The 4,267-nt window shown below is 76.7% G+C and carries 1 protein-coding gene; it reads left to right on the forward strand.

Annotation, left to right across the window (positions count from 1 at the left end):
• A partial coding sequence (locus E1291_RS39630) for a non-ribosomal peptide synthetase (protein ID WP_131743149.1) occupies positions 1–4,267 on the forward strand: 4,267 nt, incomplete at both ends.

Here is a 4,267-nt window from a genome sequence, read left to right on the forward strand (position 1 = left end):
CCGCCGGGCGGGCGCCCGCGACTCCGGCCGAACGCGTCCTCGCCCGGCTCGCCGCGGCCGTGCTGGACCGGCCGCGGGTGGGGGCCGACGACGACTTCTTCCGCACCGGCGGCGACAGCATCAGCGCGGCCCTGCTGGTCGCGCGGGCGCGCCGCGCCGGGCTGTCGTTCGGCGTCCGCGACGTCTTCCGGCTCCGCACGGTCGAGGCGCTGGCCAGGGCCTGCGCGCCCGTGGCGGGCCCGGCGCCCGCGACCGTGCCTCCCTCCGGGGCGGAACCGGCGGCCGACCTGCCGCTCTCCCCGCTCCAGGAAGGGCTCCTCTTCCACCTGATGCTCGCGGGGGAGGGCCGCGACGTCTACGTGCAGCAGGCGGTGGTCACGCTGTCCGGGCCGGTCGACCCGGCGCGGATGGCGGACGCGGCGCGCGTCGTCCTGGACAAGTTCCCGAACCTGCGCGCCGGGTTCCGCGCCGACGGCGGCCGCGCGGTCCAGTTCGTCCCCGGCCGCTACGAGGTGCCGTGGACGTTCGCCGAGGTGTCCGGGGCCGAGGAGGTGGAGGCGTTCGTCGAGGCGCAGCGCGCCGAGCCGTTCGACCCCGCCGCGCCTCCGCTGCTGCGCTTCGGGCTGGCGCGGGTCGCCGAGGACGACCACCGGCTCGTGCTGACCTCGGAGCTGATCCTGCTGGACGGCTGGTCGGGCGGGCTGCTGGTCACCTCGCTGCTGGACGCCTACACCGACGCCGCCGCCGAGGCCGCCCGCCCCGTCGCGCCGTTCAGCGCGTTCCTGGAGTGGGTCGCCGGCCGGGACCGGGACGCGGCCGTGGACGCCTGGCGCCGCGCGCTCGGCGGTTTCGACGAGCCCGCGCTCGTCCGGCCCGCGCTCGCGGACCGGCCCGCCGACCTCTCCACCGCCGGGGAGGCGCACCGCGCTCTCCCCGGCGGGCTCGCCGCGCGGCTGGACGCCGCCGCCCGGGAGCACGGCGTCACGCCCGGCACGCTCTTCGAGACGGCGTGGGGCCTGGTCCTGATGGGCATGACGGGCCGCGACGACGTGGTGTTCGGCGCGTCGGTGTCGGGCCGCCACCCCGACGTGGACGGCGTCGAGTCGATGGTCGGCCTGCTGTTCAACACCGTCCCCGTGCGGGTGCGGGCGACCCCGGCCGACCCGCTGACCGCCGTGCTGGAACGCGTCCAGGCCATGCGGACCGAGCTGTTCGACCACGCCTACGTCGCGCTCGCCGACGTGCAGCGCGCCACCGGCCTCGGCACCCTGTTCGACACGCTGTTCGTGTTCCAGAACTTCCCCGGCATGCCGACCGGGCGCGGCTTCGGCCCGGACGGCGCCCTGCGGGTGCGCGGCCGCGAGGTCCGCGACGCGACCCACTACCCGGTCACGATGGTCGTCGAGCCCGGCGCCGGGCTCCGCGTGATGTACCGGGGCGACGCGTTCACGGCGGCGGAGGCCGAGCGGATCACCGACCGGTACGTGCACGTCCTGGAGCAGCTCGCGGCGGCGCCGGAGGAGCCGCTGCACCGCCTCGACCTGCTCGTCCCGGCCGAGCACGAGCGGCTGCGCCGCGACTGGGAGTCGGCGCGCCGGCCCGTCCCCGACGCGACCGTCGCCGAGCTGCTCGCCGAGCGCGCGGCGCTGGCGCCGGACGACCTCGCGCTGGTGTCGGCGCCGGACGTGCGGCTCACCTACGGCGAGCTGGACGCCGAGGTCAACCGGCTGGCGCGGCTGCTGCTCGCGCACGGGGCCGGGCCCGAGCGGGTCGTCGCGCTCGCGCTGCCCCGCTCGGCGCGGATGGTGGTCGCGCTGTTCGCGGTGCTGCGCACCGGCGCCGCCTACCTGCCCCTCGAACTGGACTATCCCGCCGACCGCCTCGCCTTCATGCTGCGGGACGCGGCCCCGGCCTGCCTCGTCTCGCACCGCGACATCGCCGCCGGGCTCGGCCCGGCCGCCGACGCGGTCCCGACGCTCGCGCTGGACGACCCGGAGACCGCGCGGGCGCTGGCCGGGCTGCCCGGCACCGCCCTCGGAGCGGAGGAGACCCCCGGCTTCGCCCCCGGCACGCCCGGCCGTCTCGACCACCCGGCCTACGTCATCTATACCTCCGGTTCCACCGGCCGCCCGAAGGGCGTGGTGACGCCCTACCGGGGCCTCACCAACATGCAGTTCAACCACCGTGCCGCGATCTTCGACCCGGTCGTGGCCTCGGCCGGCGGGCGGCGGCTGCGGATCGCGCACACCGTGTCGTTCTCCTTCGACATGTCGTGGGAGGAACTGCTCTGGCTCGTCGAGGGCCACGAGGTGCACGTCTGCGACGAGGAGCTGCGCCGCGACGCCGAGGCGCTGACCGCCTACCTGCGCCGCCACGACGTCGACGTCATCAACGTCACGCCGACCTACGCCCAGCAGCTCCTCGACGAGGGCCTGCTGGACGGCGCCCACCGGCCGCCGCTCGTGCTCCTCGGCGGGGAGGCGGTGCCCGTGCCGGTGTGGGACCGGCTCGCCGCGGCCGACGGCGTGCTCGGGTACAACCTCTACGGCCCGACCGAGTACACGATCAACACGCTGGGCGGCGGCACCGAGGACAGCGCCACGCCCACCGTCGGCAAGCCGATCTGGAACACGCGCGGGTACGTGCTGGACGGGCGGCTCCGGCCCGTCCCGCCCGGCGCCCCCGGCGAGCTGTACATCGCGGGGGCCGGGCTCGCCCGCGGCTACCTCGGCCGGCCCGGCCTGACCGCCGAGCGGTTCGTCGCCGACCCGTTCGCGTCCGGCGGCGGCCGGATGTACCGGACCGGCGACCTGGTGCGGGTCCGCGCCGACGGCAACATCGACTTCCTCGGCCGCACCGACGACCAGGTGAAGATCCGCGGCTACCGGGTCGAGCCCGCCGAGGTGGAGGCCGCGCTGGCGGCCGAGCCCGGCGTCGGGCAGGCCGCGGTCGTCGCCGCCGACACCGGCGTCCCCGGGGTGCGGCGGCTCGTCGGGTACGTCGTGCCGGACGGCTCCCGCGAGGGCGCCGCGGCCGAGCAGATCGCCGAGTGGCGGCAGATCTACGACGCCGAGTACACCGAGGTCGGGACGGTCGTCCACGCCGAGGAGTTCGCGGGCTGGGCCAGCAGCTACGACGGCGCGCCCATCCCGCTGGAGGACATGCGCGAGTGGCGGGAGACCACCGTCGAGCGGATCCGCCGGCTGCGGCCCCAGCGCGTCCTGGAGATCGGGGTCGGCGCCGGGCTGATCCTCACCGGGATCGCGCCGGAGAGCGAGGAGTACTGGGGCACCGACTTCTCCGCGCCGGTCATCGGCAAGCTGCGCGCCGACCTCGGCCCGGACTCGCCCGTCCGGCTGGAGTGCCGGCCCGCCCACGACACCGAGGGCCTGCCGGAGGAGCACTTCGACACCATCGTGATCAACTCGGTGGCGCAGTACTTCCCGGGCGCGGCCTACCTGGAGGACGTCGTCGCCAAGGCCATGCGGCTGCTCGTCCCGGGCGGCGCGCTGTTCCTCGGGGACCTCCGCGACCTGCGGACCGTCCACGGCCTGCACGCCGCCGTCCGGCTCGGCCGGGGGGACGCCGACCTCGCGGCGGTGGAGCGCGCCGTCCGGATGGAGAAGGAACTGCTGCTCGACCCCGCGTTCTTCGCGGCGCTGTCGGGGCCCGCGCGGGTGGACGTGCTCATCAAGCGCGGGACCCGGCACAACGAGCTGACCCGGTACCGCTACGACGTCGTCCTGCGCAAGGCCGGGCCGGGCACGGAACCCGCGCCCGACACCCCCGCCGTCGACTACACGGGCCTGGACGACCTGCGGCGGCGGCCCGCGGGCCCGCTGCGGGTGCGCGGCATCCCCGACCCGCGCCTGTCCGGCGAGCTCGCCGCGCTGCGGGCGCTGCGCGACGGCGTCCCCGCCGAGCGGGCGCGCGCGTGCCTGTCCGCGCCGCCCGAGGGCATCGAACCCGAGGAGATCTACGCGCTGGACCCGGAGGTGGTGCTCACCCCGTCCGGCGAGATCGGAAGGTACGACGCGGTGTTCGGCGGCGGCGCGGCGCACCTGCCCGCCGAGCCGGGCCGCGCGCCGTCCGGCTACGCCAACGACCCGGTCGCCGCCCGCGACCACGGCGTGCTGGCCGCGCGGGTCCGGGAGTCGCTCAAGCGGCGGCTGCCCGGCTACCTGGTCCCCAGCGTGATCATGACGCTGGACGCGCTGCCGCTGACCGTCAACGGCAAGCTCGACCGGCGCGCGCTGCCCGAACCGGG

This window comes from Actinomadura roseirufa, from assembly GCF_900659635.1.
Taxonomy (GTDB): Bacteria; Actinomycetota; Actinomycetes; order Streptosporangiales; family Streptosporangiaceae; genus Spirillospora; species Spirillospora roseirufa.